This window comes from Aquibaculum sediminis (genome assembly GCF_040712085.1).
GTDB classification, from domain to species: Bacteria; Pseudomonadota; Alphaproteobacteria; order Kiloniellales; family DSM-21159; genus Aquibaculum; species Aquibaculum sediminis.
Genome location: NZ_JBFCVK010000001.1, coordinates 281,411 through 297,985, shown reverse-complemented (window position 1 = coordinate 297,985; position 16,575 = coordinate 281,411). Strand labels below are relative to the sequence as shown.

Here is a 16,575-nt window from a genome sequence, read left to right as displayed (position 1 = left end):
TCAATCAAGGCGAGCGGCATTCCGAATAGCGTCCTTTTCCAACGTCACAACAAGTGTCGAGCATTGCCGGAGAGGGCGAGATGCCAACGATGTCGAGCAGCGGTACAGCGACGCCATCGCGAATCCTGTCGCTGAGCACCGTGGCATTCACGGTCTGTTTTGCCGTCTGGACGATCTTTTCAATCATTGGTGTGCAGATCAAGGAGGAGCTCGGACTCTCCGAAACGGAGTTCGGCCTGCTGGTGGGCACGCCCATTCTCACCGGTTCGCTGGTGCGGCTGATTCTCGGGATCTGGGCGGATCAGTACGGTGGTCGGCTGGTTTACACCATCGTCATGATTGCCGCGGCGATCGCCACCTTTCTCCTGTCCTGGGCCACCACATACCAAACCTTCCTGATCGCCGCGCTGGGTGTCGGGCTCGCCGGCGGCTCCTTCTCGGTCGGTGTCGCCTATGTCTCCAAGTGGTACCCGAAGGAAAAGCAGGGCACGGCCCTCGGCATCTTCGGTATGGGCAACGTCGGTTCCGCCGTCACCAAGTTTCTGGCTCCCTTCGTGATGGTGGCCTACGGCTGGCAGGCGGTTGCAGTGGTCTGGGCGGCCGCGCTGCTGGTGATGGCCATCGTGTTCTGGTTCACCACCGAGGACGATCCTGCCCTGGAGGAGCGGCGGCGCAGCGGCGCCAAGCCACAGTCCATCGGCCAGCAGCTCGCACCGCTCAAGAAGCTGCAGGTCTGGCGCTTCGCGCTCTACTACTTTTTCGTCTTTGGTGCCTTCGTGGCCCTGGCGCTCTGGCTGCCGCGCTATTTCGTGGGCGCCTACGGCTTGCCGATAACCGCAGCCGGCATGCTGGGTGCTGCCTATTCGATCCCGGCCAGTGTGTTTCGGGCGTTCGGCGGTTGGCTGTCGGACCGCATCGGTGCCCGGGCGGTGATGTACTGGACCTTCGGCGTGTCGGCCGTCGCGACCTTCCTGCTCTCCTATCCCTCCACCGACTATGTGGTGCACGGGATCGATGGGCCGATCGCCTTCACCATCGAGATGGGGGTTCTTCCCTTCACCATCCTGGTCTTCATCCTCGGCTTCTTCATGTCGCTGGGCAAAGCGGCTGTCTACAAGCACATCCCGGTCTACTACCCGGAGCACGTGGGCTCCGTTGGTGGGGTCGTCGGCATGATCGGTGGCCTGGGTGGCTTCATTCTTCCCATCACCTTCGGTGCCCTGAATGACATGATCGGCGTCTGGACGAGCTGCTTCATGCTGCTCTTCCTGCTGGTCGCCGTGGCCTTCATCTGGATGCACCTCGCCATCCTGCGCATGGAGCGCGCCGCCGCGCCCGGTCGTAAGGAGCTGCCCCAGCTCCCCGAGATGCTGGAAATCCATCGCCCAGAACATCAACCCCCCGAACATCAACCCCCTGCTGCGCCCCGGAAGGGCGCGGCTTGACGGTCCTGTCTGGGAAGGAACCCGAAAGCATGTCGAGCGAAAGCCTGCAGCCCGACCGCCAAGGCTCCACCTGGCTGAAACGGTGGGAGCCTGAAGATCCGGCATTCTGGGACAGTCAGGGCAGGACGCTGGCCTGGCGCACGCTCTCCATCACCACCGCCAACCTGACCATGGCCTTCGTGGTCTGGTTCATGGTCAGCGCCCTGGTCGTGCGCCTGCCCAACATCGGCTTTGATCTGACGGGCAGCCAGCTCTTCTGGCTGACCGCCATGCCGGGGCTGGCCGGTGGCACGCTGCGCATCCTCCACACCTTCCTGGTGCCGATCTACGGCACCCGCCATGTGGTCACCGTCTCAACATTCCTGCTGCTGCTGCCGGTCATCGGCTGGTTCTTTGCGGTGCAGAACCCCGAGACGCCCTACTGGGTGTTGCTGGGCCTGGCCTTCCTGGCCGGGTTGGGCGGCGGCAACTTCTCCTCCTTCATGCCCTCGACCAGCCTCTTCTTCCCGAAGCGGCTGCAGGGCACGGCCTTGGCTGTCCAGGCCGGTATCGGGAACTTCGGCGTGTCCATCGTGCAGTTCGTCACGCCGTGGATCATCGGTTTCGCGCTGGTCGGAACCCTGGCCGGCGGTCCGCAGGTGGCAACGGGCGCCGAGCGCGAACTCTGGCTGCAGAACGCCGCCCTGGTCTATGTCCCCTTCATCCTGGCCTTCGGTCTTGCCTCCTGGTTCCTGCTGCGCTCGGTCCCGGTGCGGGCGAACTTCCGGGAGCAGCTGGACATCTTCAAGCTCAAGCACGGCTTGCTGATGACCATCCTCTATATCATGACCTTCGGCACCTTCTCGGGGTTCTCCGCCACCTTCCCGCTGCTGATCCGCCAGCTCTACGGCGACTTTGAGAATGCACCGGACCCCCTGGCCTGGGCCTTCCTCGGCCCCCTGGTGGGTTCGGTCATGCGGGTCGTGGCCGGCCCGATCTCGGACCGCTTGGGCGGTGCCAAGGTCACGCAGGTTTCGGCGATCGGGCTAATCATCTGTGTCCTGGCTGTCACCTTCTTCACCAGCCCCACCTCGTTGGACCAGTTCCCCTGGTTCGTGGCCTTCATGCTGGGGGTCTTCTTCTTCTCCGGCATCGGCAATGCCTCGACCTTCAAGCAGATGCCGATGCTCTTCACGCCGCGCCAAGCGGCCGGCGTGATCGGCTGGACCAGCGCCGTGGCCGCCTACGGGCCCTTTGCCGCCGGCATGATGCTGGGGCTCTCGGTCAGCTTCTTCGGCACGCCCAATGCCTTCTTCTACTGGGCCGCGATTTTCTACACCGCCTGCCTTGTCATCAACTGGTGGTTCTACGCCCGCAAGGGCGCGGAAGCCCCCTGCTGAGGAGTGGAGTACCCCGATGAGTCACTTTCTCGACCGCCTCAACTTCTTCCGTAAGACCGTCGGCGACTTCTCCGAAGGGCACGGCATCGTGACCAACGAGGATCGGGGCTGGGAGGAGTCCTATCGTCGCCGCTGGCAGCACGACAAGACGGTACGCTCGACCCACGGCGTGAACTGCACCGGCTCCTGCTCCTGGAAGATCTACGTGAAGGGCGGGATCGTCACCTGGGAGACGCAGCAGACCGACTATCCGCGCACCCGCCCCGACATGCCGAACCATGAGCCGCGCGGTTGCTCGCGTGGTGCCAGCTACTCCTGGTACCTCTATTCAGGCAACCGCCTGAAGTATCCCATGGTGCGCAAGCGCCTGATTCAGCTCTGGCGCGAGGCGCGCGAGGTGAACACGCCGGTGGCTGCCTGGGCAGCGATCGTCGAGGATCCCGAAAAACGCGAACGCTACACCCGGGTGCGCGGGCAGGGCGGTTTTGTTCGCGTTGATTGGGCCGAAGTGGAAGAGATTGTCGCTGCTGCGAATGCCTACACGATCCGCCGCTACGGCCCCGACCGCGTCGCGGGCTTCTCGCCGATCCCGGCCATGTCGATGATCTCCTACGCCGCGGGCACGCGTTACCTCTCGCTGCTCGGCGGCACCTGCCTGAGCTTCTACGACTGGTACTGCGACCTGCCGCCCTCCAGCCCGCAGACCTGGGGTGAGCAGACTGACGTGCCCGAGAGTGCCGACTGGTACAACGCCGGCTTTCTGCTGATCTGGGGCTCGAACGTGCCGCAGACGCGCACGCCGGACGCCCACTTCTACACCGAGGCGCGCTACAAGGGCGCCAAGTCGGTGGTCATCACACCCGACTACTCGGAAGCCTCCAAGTTCGCCGACCTGTGGATCTCGCCGAAACAGGGCACCGATGCCGCCCTGGGCCTGGCCATGGGCCACGTGATCCTGCGGGAGTTTCATCTCGACAAGCATTCGGACTACTTCCAGGACTACTGCCGCCGTTATTCCGATATGCCCTTCCTTGTGCGACTCGTGAAGCAGGACGGGCGCTGGGTGCCTGAGCGCCAGCTGCGCGCCAGCGATTTTGCGGACGGTCTGGGCGAAACGAACAATCCGGAATGGAAGACCCTGGCCGTCGATGAGCGCAGCGGCGAGATCGTGGTGCCCAATGGCTCCATCGGCTTCCGCTGGGGCGAGCAGGGGCGCTGGAACCTCGAGGAGCGGGCCAGTGGGCGCGATGAGGTGCGCCTGCGGCTGTCGCTGCTGGATGCCCGCGATGACGTGCTGCCGGTGGCCTTCCCCTACTTCGGCGGCACGCCGCATGAGCACTTCCAGCACAGCGAGCATCCGGACGTCCTCGAGCGCAATGTACCCATCCGTGAACTGGATTTGCCGGAAGGCCCGGTGAAGGTGGCCACGGTCTTCGATCTGTTCTGCGCCAACTATGGCCTCGACCGCGGCCTGGGTGGTGCCCACGTCGCGAAATCCTTCGATGAGGATGTGCCATACACCCCGGCCTGGCAGGAGAAGATCACCGGCGTGCCGCGGGCCCAGGTGATCGCGACCGCCCGGGAGTTCGCACAGAACGCCGACAAGACCGAAGGGCGCTCCATGGTCATCCTCGGTGCGGGCCTGAACCACTGGTACCACATGGATATGATCTACCGCTCCATCATCAATCTCTTGGTGATGTGCGGCTGCGTCGGCCAGTCGGGCGGTGGCTGGGCGCACTACGTGGGGCAGGAGAAGCTGCGCCCGCAGACCGGCTGGCTGCCCCTGGCCTTTGCCCTCGACTGGGCCCGGCCGCCGCGGCAGATGAACTCAACCTCCTACTGGTACGCACACAGCGACCAGTGGCGTTACGAGACGCTGCCGGTGGCCTCGATCCTGTCGCCCACCGCGCCGAAGGGGGACTGGGATGGCAGCCTGATCGACTTCAATGCGCGCTCGGAGCGCATGGGCTGGCTGCCCTCGGCGCCGCAGATGCGCACCAATCCGCTGGAGGTGGTCAAGGCGGCAGAGCAGGCCGGCAAGGACCCCAGGGACTATGCCGTCGAGGAGATGAAGGCGGGCCGGCTGGAATTCTCCTGCCAGGATCCGGACGCGCCGGAGAACTGGCCGCGCAATCTCTTCGTCTGGCGCTCCAACCTGTTGGGCTCCAGTGGCAAGGGGCACGAGTACTTCCTCAAGCACCTGCTGGGCACGACCCACGGCGTGCAGGGCAAGGACCTGGGCGAAACCGGCGGCCAGAAGCCCAAGGAGGTCGTCTGGCACGAAGAGGCGCCGGAAGGAAAGCTCGACCTGCTGGTCACGCTGGACTTCCGCATGTCGACGACCTGCCTCTACTCGGACATCGTGCTGCCCACGGCCACCTGGTACGAGAAGAACGACCTCAACACCTCGGACATGCACCCCTTCATCCATCCGCTCTCGGGCGCGGTGGATCCGGTCTGGGAAAGCCGCAACGACTGGGAAATCTACAAGGGCATCGCGCGGGCCTTCTCCGCCGTGGCGCCGGAGGTGCTGGGCAAGGAGAAGGACCTGGTTCTCACGCCGATCCAGCACGACAGCCCCGGCGAGTTGGCGCAGCCGCTGGACGTGAAGGACTGGAAGAAGGGCGAGATCGACGCCGTGCCCGGCAAGACCATGCCGGGCATGGCCGTGATTGAGCGGGATTATCCCAACGTCTACAAGCGCTTCACCGCCCTGGGCCCGCTCATGGGCGAGATCGGCAACGGCGGCAAGGGCATGGCCTGGAAGACCGGCCAGGAAGTCGACTTTTTGGCCCGCCTGAACGGCGCCGTGACCGAAGAGGGCCCGACCAAGGGCATGCCGCGCATCGAAACCGACATCGATGCTGCCGAAGTGATCCTGACCCTGGCGCCGGAAACCAATGGTGAGGTTGCCGTCAAGGCCTGGGAGTCCCTGGGCAAGTTCACTGGCCGCAACCACCAGCATCTGGCAGTCCACAAGGAAGACGAGAAGATCCGCTTCCGCGACGTCCAGGCGCAGCCGCGCAAGATCATCTCCTCGCCGATCTGGTCGGGCCTGGAAAGCGAAAAGGTCAGCTACAACGCCGGCTACACCAACGTCCACGAGCTGATCCCCTGGCGCACGCTCACCGGTCGGCAGCAGCTCTACCAGGATCACCTCTGGATGCGGGCCTTCGGGGAGGCGCTCTGCGTCTACAAGCCGCCGATCGATACCCGCACCGTCGCGCCGGTGATCGACCAGAAGGGCAACGGCAATCCCCAGGTGGTGCTGAACTTCATCACGCCGCACCAGAAGTGGGGCATCCACAGCACCTACACCGACAACCTGCTCATGCTGACGCTCTCGCGCGGTGGCCCGATCATCTGGATCAGCGAGGACGACGCCAGGACGGCGGGCATCGAGGACAACGACTGGATCGAGGCCTACAACGCCAACGGGGCGCTGGTGGCCCGGGCCGTGGTGTCCCAGCGGGTCAAGCCGGGCCTGGTGCTGATGTACCACGCCCAGGAGAAGATCGTGAATGTGCCGGGCTCGGAAATCACCGGGACGCGTGGCGGCATTCACAACTCCGTGACCCGCACCGTGACCAAGCCCACGCACATGATCGGCGGCTACGCCCAGCTTTCCTACGGCTTCAACTACTACGGCACCGTGGGCGCCAACCGTGATGAGTTTGTCATCGTGCGCAAGATGAACAAGGTGGACTGGCTCGACCGGCCTGCAGCCACCTCCGAGGAGACCTCGTCCCAGACTGCCACCGGATCCGCAAAGGAGGCGGCCGAGTAATGAAGATTCGCGCGCAAATCGGCATGGTCCTGAACCTCGACAAGTGCATCGGCTGTCACACCTGTTCGGTGACCTGCAAGAACGTCTGGACCTCGCGGGAAGGCGTTGAATACGCCTGGTTCAACAACGTCGAGACCAAGCCCGGCATCGGCTACCCCAAGGAGTGGGAGAACCAGAAGAAGTGGAACGGCGGCTGGATCCGCACCCGCTCCGGAAAGCTGCAGCCCCGCATGGGCGGCAAGTGGCGCCTGCTCTCGAAAATCTTCGCCAACCCGGACCTGCCGGAGATCGACGACTACTACGAGCCCTTCACCTTCGACTATGAGCATCTCCACAACGCGCCGGAGATGGAAGCCCCGCCGACGGCGCGGCCCCGCTCGCTGATCAGCGGCGAGCGGATGGACAAGATAGAGTGGGGTCCGAACTGGGAGGAGATCCTGGGCGGCGAGTTCTCCAAGCGCTCCAAGGACGTGAACTTCGAAGGGGTGCAGAAGGACATCTACGGGCAGTTCGAGAACACCTTCATGATGTACCTGCCCCGGCTCTGCGAACACTGCCTCAACCCGACCTGCGTGGCGGCTTGTCCCTCGGGCGCGATCTACAAGCGCGAGGAGGACGGCATCGTCCTGATCGACCAGGACAAGTGCCGCGGCTGGCGCATGTGCGTCTCGGGCTGCCCCTACAAGAAGATCTACTACAACTGGTCTTCGGGTAAGTCCGAGAAGTGCACCTTCTGCTACCCGCGCATCGAGGTGGGGCAGCCCACGGTCTGTTCCGAGACCTGTGTCGGGCGCATCCGCTATCTCGGCGTGCTGCTTTACGATGCCGACCGCATCGAGGAGGCGGCCAACGCGCCGGACGAGCAGGACCTCTACGAGGCGCAGCTCTCGATCTTCCTCGACCCGCACGACCCGGAAATCCAGGCCAAGGCTCGGGCGGACGGCGTGCCGGACGCCTGGCTGGAGGCGGCGAAGAAGTCGCCGGTGTGGAAGATGGCGATGGACTGGAAGGTCGCCTTCCCGCTGCATCCGGAATACCGCACCCTGCCCATGGTCTGGTACGTCCCGCCGCTCTCGCCGATCCAGTCGGCGGCCGAGGCGGGCGCCATGGGTCTGGATGGCGGCATGCCGGACGTGCGCAGCCTGCGCATCCCGCTCAAGTACCTCGCCAACATGCTGACGGCCGGCAAGGAGGCCCCGGTGGCCCTGGCGCTGGAACGCATGCTGGCCATGCGCGCCACCATGCGGGCCAAGACCGTCGAGGGGGTGGAGGACGCCAGCTTTGCCGAAAAGGTCGGCCTCTCGGTCGCGCAGATCGAGGAGATGTATCACATCATGGCGATCGCGAACTACGAGGACCGCTTCGTCATCCCCACGAGCCATCGGGAGGTGACGGAGGATGCCTACGATCTGCGTGGTTCCTGCGGCTTCAGCTTCGGCAATGGCTGCTCCAGCGGGTCGAGCAAGACGAACCTTTTCGGCACGCCGCGCGACAAACCCCACAAGACACCCCTGGAGGCCTGAACCATGCTGACCTATCGCGTGCTGTCGCGGCTGCTGTCCTATCCGAACGCGGAGATGGTGGCCGGCGTGGGGGAGATGCGGGCCGTTCTGGCAGGGGAGGGGCTGGTCTCCTCCCGCGACCGGCAAGCGCTGGAGCCGCTGCTGACGGATCTCGAAAGCAAGGAACTGCTCGATCTGCAGGAACGATACGTCTTGCTGTTCGACCGCAGCCGCAGCCTCTCGCTGCACCTCTTCGAGCATGTCCATGGCGAGTCCCGCGACCGCGGGCAGGCCATGGTGAACCTGGGCGAACTCTATGCCGAACACGGCCTGGAGGTGAGCGACCGTGAACTGCCCGACTACCTGCCGCTCTTCCTCGAGTTTCTCTCCCTGCTGCCGCCCCGCGAGGCGGCCGAGTTGCTGGCCGAGCCGGCGCATGTGGTGGACGCCCTGCATCGGCGGCTGCTGAAGCGAGAGAGCTGCTACGCCGGTGTCTTCGGCACGCTGCTGGGTCTCGCCGCGGGAAAGCCCGACGATGAGGCCCTCACGGCGCTGTTGCAGGAACCCGATACGGACCCGGAAGACCGCGAGGCGCTGGACCGGGCCTGGGAGGAAACGGCCGTGACCTTCGGCCCCGACCCCAATGCCGGCTGCCCGCAGACCCGCGACCTGCTCGCCCGGATGGCGCCGCCGCCGGCGCGCTCCTGACAGGAGAGGACCAATGTACGCCTACATCAACTCCTTCTTCTTCGGCTACTACCCCTACATTGCCCTCACCATCTTCCTGCTCGGGAGCCTGATCCGCTTCGACCGGGAACAGTATTCCTGGAAAGCAGGATCGAGCCAGCTCCTGCGGCGGCGCCAGCTGCGCTGGGGCAGTAACCTCTTCCATGTCGGCATTCTGGTCATCTTCGTCGGCCACCTCTTCGGCCTGCTGGTGCCCTCGACGATCTACGCCTTCTTCGGCATCGGCTACACTGCCAAGCAGTTGCTCGCGATCATCCTGGGCGGCGTTGCCGGGATTGCCTGCTTTGTCGGCCTCACCATGCTGATCCACCGGCGTCTGGCGGACCCGCGCATCCGCTCCACCAGCAGCACTGCGGACATCGGTATCCTGCTGTTGCTCTACGCGCAGCTGACACTCGGGATGCTGACCATTCCCCTCTCGCTGGGCCACCTGGATGGCTCGGAGATGCTGCGCTTCATGGCCTGGGCGCAGGGCATCGTGACCTTCCGGCCGAGCGTGGCCGACCTCGTGCTGGACGCGCATCCCATCTTCAAGGCGCATCTCTTCCTGGGGCTGACGCTCTTCCTCGTCTTCCCCTTCACCCGTCTGGTCCACATCTGGAGCGCACCCATCTGGTACCTCGGGCGCCGTGGTTACCAGATTGTGCGCAGCAAGCGGCCCCAGGCCGCGGAATGAGGGAGGACTCCATGATACAGGTGAATGATCGCAGCATTCCCGAATCCGCTCTGGCCGCGGAGGTTCAGCATCATCCGGCTCCGACGCTCGAGACCGCCCGCAGCGAGGCGGCACGGGCGCTGGTGGTCCGTGAGCTTCTGCTTCAGGAAGCCTGGCGCCTGAAAGTGGAGCCGTCCGACAGCATTCCCGGGGAAGCCAAGGAGGAGGCGCTGATCCGGGCATTGCTGGAGCAGGAGATCGCGCTGCCGGAGCTGAGCGAAGAGAACTGCCGACGCTACTACGTGGCCAACAAGCGGCGCTTTCGCAGCCCAGACCTCTTCGAGGCAGCGCACATTCTCTTCGCAGCCGCGCCGGAGGACGAGGAGAATCGCCACGAGGCGCGCACGCGGGCCGCGGCGGCGCTGGAACTGCTCAAGGGGCATCCTGAGCGCTTCTCCGGTCTGGCCAAGGAGTTGTCCGACTGCTCCTCGCGCGACCAGGGGGGCAGCCTGGGTCAGGTAGCGCGCGGCCAGACCTGCAGCGAACTGGAAACATTCTTCTACGCCTTGGAGCCGGGACAAATTGCCCCAGAGCCGGTGCCCAGTCGCTACGGCTATCATCTGCTGCGGCTGGATCAGCGTGCCCTGGGCGAGACGCTTCCCTACGAGTCGGTGCGTGAGCGCATTGCCGACTACCTGCGCCAGCAGTCCTGGCAACGTGCGGTACGGCAGTACATCCAGATCCTCGCCGGACAGGCGCGGATCGAGGGTTTCGCCCTGGAGGCTGCAGACAGCCCGCTGGTGCAGTAGGAGCCATTGCTTCGAACATGAGTGCATCTCTTCATCTGCTGGCGGCGGTGCTACTGGTGCTCGGCCATGCCATCCCCTCGGCGCCGGGGTTGCGGGAAAGCCTGATTGTCCGCCTGGGGCGGCCGGGCTTCATGGTGCTGCATTCCCTGGTGAGCCTGGCCACGCTGGGCTTCATCGCCTGGACCTACTGGCGGGTGGACAGCATCGTCATGCTGTTCTGGCCACCGCCGGAGCTGCGTTTTCTGGCAGTGTTGCTGATGCCGCTGGCCTTCCTGCTGATCGCGGGGCGGCTGGCAACGCCCTTCGGTGACCTGCGCCAGCCGCCCCCGCCGCGGGGGATTTACCGCCTCTGTCGTTTCCCCGGCTCCCTGGGGCTTCTGCTCTGGGCCACGCTGCACATCCTCTCCACCGGCGATTCGGCGCGCGTGATCCTCTTCGGTGCCATGGCGGCCATTGCGCTCTGGGCCATGATCAAGAACGAAGGTGTGCTGCGCCGGGCGGCAACGCCGGAAGCCGCGCAGTTTCTCTCCGACACCAGCCTGTTGCCGGGGCTGGCGATCCTCGCCGGCCGCCAGCATTGGCCCCGGTCCGAGATCGGCTGGCGCTGGCCCCTGGCGGCAGTGACGGCCTATCTCCTGGTGCTTTTCCTCCATCCTTTCGTTTTTGGGGTCGATCCCCTGCAAGGAGCTTTGTCATGGCCGTAGGTGCCAAGGCGCAACCCGCCGTCGAGGCCCGGGCTCGGGCCGCCCGTTCCCTGCCGCTGCTGCAGGCGGGCTTTCGCCCCTTTTTCCTGCTGGCCGGGATCTGGGCGGCGGTTGCCGTCGGGCTGTGGATTCCGGCCTATCTCGGCCACATGACGCTGCCGACTGCCTTCGATCCCATGACCTGGCACCTGCACGAGGCGATCTATGGTTTCGGGGCGGCTGCCGTGGCCGGGTTTCTTCTGACGGCCGTGCCGAACTGGACCGGGCGCCTGCCCATCGCCGGCGCGCCCCTCGCCGGCCTGGTGGGACTTTGGGCGGCGGGCCGGGTGTTCTGCCTGCTGTCGGGCTGGAGCGGATGGCTGCTTGCCATGGTCGTCGACATGGCCTTCCTGAGCGTCCTGTTCGTCATGATCCTGCGCGAAGTTGTCGCGGGAAAGAATTGGCGCAATCTGCCGCCGGCCTTGGCGGTCCTGGTCCTGGCGTTCGGCAACGCCGCCGTGCATCTCCAGGACCATGTCACCTGGCTGCCTTATGGCTTCGGCGGGCGACTGGGGCTGGCAGTGTTGTTGATGCTGATCGCGCTCATCGGCGGTCGGATCATCCCCAGCTTCACCCGCAACTGGCTCGCCAAGCGCAAGGCGGCGACGCTGCCCACACCGTTTGGGCCATGGGATCGTGCTGCGCTGCTTGTGTTGCTGGTAGCGTTGCTGAACTGGACGGTGCTGCCTCAGGCGCCCTATGTGGGCGTCCTCCTGGCCCTGGCAGGGGTGGTGCATTTCTTGCGGCTGGCGCGCTGGTGCGGACTGGCGACCTTGGCCGAGCCACTGGTGACTGTCCTGCACCTTGGCTACTTCTGGTTAGCGCTGGGCCTGCTGCTGTTGGGGGCCGAAATCCTGACCGGCATACCCGCCTTGCGCGGCGGAATGCACGCGCTGGCAGCGGGGGCGGCGGGCACGATGATCCTTGCCGTCATGACCCGGGCCAGTCTCGGCCACAGCGGCCGGGAGCTGAAAGCGGATGCAGGCACCAGCCTTTGCTATCTGCTGGTGACCATCGCTGCGGCGATGCGGGTGATTGCCCCGGCGTTGTCAGGGCTGGAGATCACGCTGCTGGCCGCGTCGGCGCTGGCCTGGATCGGGGGATTCGGGCTCTTCGTGGCGCTCTATGCGCCGATGCTGCTGCGCCGGAAGTGACCGGCGGTTCGTAGCCCTATGTCAGCGCAAGGTGGCCTTGTCGGTGGCGAAGGCCTTGGCCACCGCGCCGGACAGTTCGGAAAAGCTGAAAGGGCGAGGCAGGACGGCGTCGGAACCGGCGCGCCGGATGCGTGCCAGGGTCGGCCCGTCGTCCCGTGCGGTCATGACCACAACCGGGAGTTTGGGCTCACTTTCGCGCAGAACGCGAAAGAAGACAGCCGGCTGGGTGTCCGGCAGATCCCAGTCCATCAACAGGCAGGCAGCGGTAATGCCGGGCTTGGCTTCGCTGAAGGCCCGAGCCGTCTCGAAGGCCCGATACTGCCACCCATTACTCGCCGCCAGGGCACAGATCGACTCCCGAACGGCTTCGTCGCTCTCGAGCACGTAAAGGGTCCAGCGATCTGGAATATCAATGGGCATCGCAAAGCGTCATCCGAGGCAGGCGGCCGACGACCGTCACTCAGCCTTGCTTAGCGCAGATGCCGCGAAAGACGGTATGAGGTATTTCCCTTAGGGAAAACCCGGGGGTGGGGAGCGTCAGGCGGTGCCGTCCAGCAGCCAGGGTAGGAGCGCATTGAGGCGCAATCTGCCTTCCGCGCTGCAACGCATGCTCCTCGCATCGACCTCCAAATAGCCGGCGTCCCGTGCCGCAGCCAGGCGGTCGGGCGCGAAGAGCGTTTCAGGCTCTGCAGCGAACTCCCGCATGAAGGCCTCCCGTGGGATGCCTTCGGTGAGGCGCAGCCCCATCATGACCAGTTCCGCCAGCCGCTCGTCCGTGCTCAGGCGGGCTTCTTGCCGCGTGGCGTGGCCCAGGGCTTCGACCCGCTGCAGCCAGGCTTCGGGTGCCCGGTGCTGGCGCAGTGCGTACTTGCCCTGCGCCGAGGTGAGGCGGCCGTGGGCGCCCGGTCCGATCCCCACGTAGTCGCCGTAGCGCCAGTAGGTCAGATTGTGCCGGCTTTCGGCGCCCGGACGGGCGTGGTTGGAGATCTCGTAGGCGGGCAGCCCCGCTTCACCGAGAATCTCGGCTGTCTGCTCGAAAAGCGTCGCCTGTCGGTCCTCGTCCAGGAGCGGCAGTTCACCCCGGCGGGCCGCCGCGTGGAACTGGGTGCCCGGCTCGATGGTGAGCTGATAGAGCGAGAGATGCTCCGGCCCTTCGTCCAGCGCGCGCGCCAGTGCTTCGCGCCAGGCCTGCTGTGTCTGCCCGGCCAGACCGTAAATCAGGTCGAAGGAAAAGCGCGGCACGCTCTGTCGCGCCAGGGCAACGGCCTGCAGGGCTTCTTCGAAGGAGTGCTGGCGGCCGAGGAAGGCGAGGGCGGCGTTGTCCAAGGCTTGCACTCCGATGGACAGCCGGTTGACGCCGGCCGCGGCAAAGCCGGCAAAGCGCTCAGCTTCCGCGGACGTTGGGTTCGCTTCCAAAGTGACTTCCAGAGCCGGTTCCAGCAGCCAATAGCTCTGCAGCCGCTCGAGGATTGCCGCCACTGTCTCGGGCGCCATGAGCGAGGGTGTGCCGCCGCCGAAGAAGACAGAGGTCAGCTTGCGTCCCGCGGTACGCCGTCCGAAGTGGTCCAGTTCCGCCAGCAGTGCGCGGCGCCAGCGCTGCTGATCCACCTTGGCCCGGACATGGCTGTTGAAGTCGCAGTAGGGGCACTTGGCCAGGCAGAAGGGCCAGTGGACATAGAGCGCGAACCCGGGATCGGGGGCAGCCTGCGCCATGGGTCAGCCTGCGCGCAGGCGGTCGACGAGTTGGGCGAAGGCGCGGGCGCGATGGCTGATCGCGTGCTTTTCCGCCGGCTCCAATTCCGCGAAGGTGCGCTCGTCACCTTCGGGCAGGAAGATGGGATCGTAGCCAAAACCGCGGGTGCCGCGCGGCGGCCAGGTCAGCGTTCCTTCGATCCGTCCCTCGAAGACCTCGGTTGCACCGTCGGGCCAGGCCAGCGCCAGGGCGCAGACGAAGGCGGCGCCGCGATCGGGATTGTCGCCGAGCTCGCGCTCCACCCGCTCCATGGCGACCGTGAAATCCTTGTCCGGGCCGGCCCAGCGCGCAGAGTAGATGCCCGGCGCCCCGCCCAGCGCCCGGACGGCCAGACCGCTGTCATCGGCCAGTGCGGTCAATCCCGTGCCTTTGGCCGAAGCACGGGCCTTGAGCTCGGCATTGGCCGCAAAGGTCGTGCCGGTTTCCTCCGGTTCAGGCAGCCCGAAGTCGGCGGCGGATGTCACTTCCAGATCGAAGGGCGCAAGGAGATCGGCAATCTCCCGCACCTTGCCGGGGTTATGGCTGGCGATCACCAGCTTGCGCCCGGGAATGTCACGTTTCATGGCTGAGCATGTCGCCTGTTCGGGCCCTGGCTTCAAGTCTAATCGGAGAGGCCCAGCACCTCGCGCTGCAGCGTGACAAGTTCGCTCACGCCCTTCTCGGCCAGATCCAGCAAGGCGTCGAGCTCCTGGCGCCGGAAAGCAGTCTTCTCCGCGGTGGCCTGCACCTCCACCAACTGCCCCGAACCCGTAATGACGAAGTTGGCGTCGGCTTCGGCCTGGGAGTCTTCCGCATAGTCCAAGTCGAGCACCGGCGTGCCTTGGTACAGGCCGCAGGAAATGGCTGCCACCGGCTCCAGCAGCGGAATGCGTGTGACGGCACCCAGGCGGCGCATATGCTCAAACGCCATGTGAAGCGCGACGTAGCTGCCCGTGATCGCCGCGGTGCGCGTGCCGCCATCGGCCTGCAGCACATCGCAGTCGATGCGAATCTGGCGTTCCCCGAAGCCCTTCAGATCGGTCACTGCCCGAAGCGAGCGGCCGACGAGACGCTGAATTTCCTGAGTGCGCCCGCTCTGCTTGCCGCGTGCGGCCTCGCGGTCGGTGCGGGTGTCGGTCGCCCGCGGCAGCATGCCGTACTCGGCCGTGACCCAGCCGCGGCCGCTGTTGCGCAGCCAGCCCGGCACCGACTGCTCGATGCTCGCGGTGCAAAGCACGCGGGTGTCGCCGAAGGAGATGAGGCAGGAGCCCTCGGCATACTTGTTGACGTCGATCTGAAAATCGATGGTGCGCAAGGCATCGGCCGCACGGCCGCTGGGACGCCCGCTCGCAGGCATGGGACCACTCCTGGACATGTTTGGAGGGCCGGACCCTAATGCGGGCTTGGCGTCGCGTCCAGCACGGCAAGGCCGGCTTCTCGGCTCGGCCCGTTGAAAGCACCGTCACTGTGGACTAAATGCCTTTCCGTACTAGAATTTCCTGAATGAGGTCCCTACTCGGCTTGGCCTACGCATGAGCGAACCGCTTCACCCCTCCCTGAGCAGCGTGCTCAACGCACGTTCGCGCGACATTCTGCGGACGATCGTCGACGCCTATGTGGAAACCGGCGCGCCGGTCGGCTCGCGCACACTTGCGCGCAAAATGGGCCTGGACCTGTCGCCGGCCACCATCCGCAACGTAATGGCCGACCTGGAGGATCTGGGGCTGCTGATGGCGCCGCACACCTCGGCTGGCCGTCTGCCGACCGATCAGGGATTGCGGCTGTACGTGGACGGACTTCTGGAACGCGGCAATCTCGGCCGGGACGAACAGGAGTTGATCGAAGGACAGTGCGCAGCCTTCGGGCGCTCCGTGCCGGAGGTCCTGGAAGAGGCCACACGCCTGCTGTCCGACCTCTCGCGTTGCGCCGGCTTGGTGATGGCCCCCAAGCAGGACGAGCCGCTCAAGCACATCGAGTTCGTGGCGCTCGGGCCGGGTCGGGCGCTTGTCGTGCTGGTCACGGAATCGGGCAATGTCGAAAACCGCATCGTCGATGTGCCCATGGGTTTGCCGCCCTCGTCCCTGGTCGAGGCCGGAAATTTCCTGTCGCACAGGCTGAAGGGTTGTTCTTTAGGCGATACCCAGAAGGACATTGCCGATGAGATCCGCAGTCATCGCGCCCAGCTCGATGAGTTGACCGGCCGCGTGGTTCAGGCCGGCCTGGCCACCTGGGCCGGAGGGGAGCGCGGGGCGGCGCTCATCGTGCGGGGGCAGGCTCAGCTGCTGTCCGATGTGCAGGCCATTGAAGACCTGGAGCGCATCCGGCATCTCTTTGCGGCGCTGGAGCAGAAGGAAGCCCTGCTGCGCATGCTCTCCCTGACCGAGCGCGCCGAGGGAGTACAGATCTTCATCGGCACGGAGAACGAGCTCTTCGGATTGACCGGTTGTTCAACGGTGATTGCGCCCTACTACAATCAGCAACAGCAGATTGTCGGTGCGATTGGCGTCATTGGCCCGACTCGCATCGACTATGCCCGCATCATCCCTATGGTCGATTACACCGCCAAGGTGATCGGCCGCCTGCTTGGATGAGCGGCATCTCCCAACAGTAGAGTAGTGG

The 16,575-nt window shown here is 65.5% G+C and carries 14 protein-coding genes; 10 read left to right on the top strand and 4 right to left on the bottom strand.

Translation table 11 applies throughout. The features are described 5' to 3' along the window. Positions 1-80: 80 nt before the first annotated feature. Genes ABZ720_RS01380 through ABZ720_RS01340 form a run of 9 tightly spaced genes read left to right on the top strand, consistent with a single transcriptional unit; the run spans position 81 to position 12,224 of the window. The gene (locus ABZ720_RS01380) at positions 81-1,445 is read left to right on the top strand and encodes an MFS transporter (protein ID WP_366553029.1); all 1,365 of its coding nucleotides are present in this window, start codon (positions 81-83) and stop codon (positions 1,443-1,445) included. A gap of 29 nt (positions 1,446-1,474) precedes the next feature. Further along, on the top strand, positions 1,475-2,824 hold the full coding sequence (locus ABZ720_RS01375) for an MFS transporter (protein WP_366553027.1): 1,350 nt from the start codon (positions 1,475-1,477) through the stop codon (positions 2,822-2,824). Positions 2,825-2,840: 16 nt separating this feature from the next. Continuing rightward, complete coding sequence (locus ABZ720_RS01370) at positions 2,841-6,614, top strand: nitrate reductase subunit alpha (RefSeq protein ID WP_366553025.1); 3,774 nt, start codon at positions 2,841-2,843, stop codon at positions 6,612-6,614. Next, positions 6,614-8,137: a nitrate reductase subunit beta gene (gene narH, locus ABZ720_RS01365; RefSeq protein ID WP_366553023.1), complete on the top strand. Its 1,524-nt coding sequence runs from the start codon at positions 6,614-6,616 to the stop codon at positions 8,135-8,137. The genes ABZ720_RS01370 and narH overlap by 1 nt, the downstream gene beginning before the upstream one ends. A gap of 3 nt (positions 8,138-8,140) precedes the next feature. After that, the gene (gene narJ / locus ABZ720_RS01360; protein WP_366553021.1) at positions 8,141-8,824 is read left to right on the top strand and encodes a nitrate reductase molybdenum cofactor assembly chaperone; all 684 of its coding nucleotides are present in this window, start codon (positions 8,141-8,143) and stop codon (positions 8,822-8,824) included. Positions 8,825-8,837: 13 nt separating this feature from the next. Continuing rightward, entirely contained in the window at positions 8,838-9,539 is a 702-nt protein-coding gene (gene narI, locus ABZ720_RS01355) for a respiratory nitrate reductase subunit gamma (protein ID WP_366553019.1), read from the top strand. Positions 9,540-9,550: 11 nt separating this feature from the next. Continuing rightward, entirely contained in the window at positions 9,551-10,327 is a 777-nt protein-coding gene (locus tag ABZ720_RS01350; RefSeq protein ID WP_366553017.1) for a peptidylprolyl isomerase, read from the top strand. A gap of 17 nt (positions 10,328-10,344) precedes the next feature. Then, on the top strand, positions 10,345-11,031 hold the full coding sequence (locus tag ABZ720_RS01345; RefSeq protein WP_366553015.1) for an NnrU family protein: 687 nt from the start codon (positions 10,345-10,347) through the stop codon (positions 11,029-11,031). After that, complete coding sequence (locus tag ABZ720_RS01340; RefSeq protein WP_366553013.1) at positions 11,022-12,224, top strand: NnrS family protein; 1,203 nt, start codon at positions 11,022-11,024, stop codon at positions 12,222-12,224. Before ABZ720_RS01345 ends, ABZ720_RS01340 begins: the two co-directional genes overlap by 10 nt. Positions 12,225-12,245: 21 nt before the next feature. On the opposite strand, the gene ABZ720_RS01335 is transcribed toward ABZ720_RS01340, so the two are convergent. From ABZ720_RS01335 to rph, 4 genes are all read right to left on the bottom strand, one after another. After that, positions 12,246-12,644, bottom strand: coding sequence for a response regulator (locus ABZ720_RS01335; RefSeq protein ID WP_366553011.1), 399 nt, complete (start codon positions 12,642-12,644; stop codon positions 12,246-12,248). Between the two features lie 117 nt (positions 12,645-12,761). Continuing rightward, the gene (gene hemW / locus ABZ720_RS01330) at positions 12,762-13,937 is read right to left on the bottom strand and encodes a radical SAM family heme chaperone HemW (protein ID WP_366553009.1); all 1,176 of its coding nucleotides are present in this window, start codon (positions 13,935-13,937) and stop codon (positions 12,762-12,764) included. A gap of 3 nt (positions 13,938-13,940) precedes the next feature. Next, positions 13,941-14,540 (bottom strand): RdgB/HAM1 family non-canonical purine NTP pyrophosphatase, encoded by a 600-nt coding sequence (gene rdgB / locus ABZ720_RS01325; RefSeq protein ID WP_366553007.1) that lies wholly within the window; start codon positions 14,538-14,540, stop codon positions 13,941-13,943. A gap of 38 nt (positions 14,541-14,578) precedes the next feature. Then, the gene (gene rph / locus ABZ720_RS01320) at positions 14,579-15,313 is read right to left on the bottom strand and encodes a ribonuclease PH (RefSeq protein ID WP_366553004.1); all 735 of its coding nucleotides are present in this window, start codon (positions 15,311-15,313) and stop codon (positions 14,579-14,581) included. A gap of 175 nt (positions 15,314-15,488) precedes the next feature. Between rph and hrcA the strand changes: the two genes are divergently transcribed. Continuing rightward, entirely contained in the window at positions 15,489-16,547 is a 1,059-nt protein-coding gene (gene hrcA / locus ABZ720_RS01315) for a heat-inducible transcriptional repressor HrcA (RefSeq protein ID WP_366553002.1), read from the top strand. Positions 16,548-16,575 lie beyond the last annotated feature (28 nt).